The following is a 665-nucleotide window of genomic DNA, read 5'->3' as shown; positions in this document are numbered from 1 at the left end:
TCGCGCAGTTAACACTCGCTTTCGCTACGCCTACCCTATTCGGTTAAGCTCGCTACAGAACGTAAGTCGCTGACCCATTATACAAAAGGTACGCAGTCACAGGACACAATGCCTGCTCCTACTGCTTGTACGTACACGGTTTCAGGTTCTATTTCACTCCCCTCACAGGGGTTCTTTTCGCCTTTCCCTCACGGTACTGGTTCACTATCGGTCAGTCAGGAGTATTTAGCCTTGGAGGATGGTCCCCCCATATTCAGACAGGATATCACGTGTCCCGTCCTACTCGATTTCACACTAAAGTCGTTTTCGTGTACGGGGCTATCACCCTGTATCGCCAAGCTTTCCAACTTGTTCCACTAACTTCTAAAATGCTTAAGGGCTAACCCCCGTTCGCTCGCCGCTACTAGGGGGATCTCGGTTGATTTCTTTTCCTCTGGGTACTTAGATGTTTCAGTTCCCCAGGTTCGCTTCTTGCACCTATGTATTCAGTACAAGATGACACCTTATGGTGCCGGGTTTCCCCATTCGGAAATCGCAGACTCACAGGTTGTTACTACCTAATCTGCGCTTATCGCAAGTTACTACGTCCTTCATCGCCTCTGACTGCCAAGGCATCCACCGTGTACGCTTAGTCACTTAACCATACAACCCCAAGGGGTCTTGCT

The 665-nt window shown here is 49.6% G+C and carries 1 rRNA gene; it reads right to left on the bottom strand.

What is annotated here, in order from left to right:
* Positions 1–642: ribosomal RNA gene (locus tag Q0796_RS18105) — 23S ribosomal RNA — on the bottom strand; the annotation flags it as partial.
* Positions 643–665: the final 23 nt, after the last annotated feature.

Source organism: uncultured Ferrimonas sp. (assembly GCF_947489035.1).
In the GTDB taxonomy this organism is placed as follows: domain Bacteria; phylum Pseudomonadota; class Gammaproteobacteria; order Enterobacterales; family Shewanellaceae; genus Ferrimonas.
The sequence above is the reverse complement of the archived record's forward strand: the minus strand, read 5'-3'. Positions and strand labels throughout refer to the sequence as shown.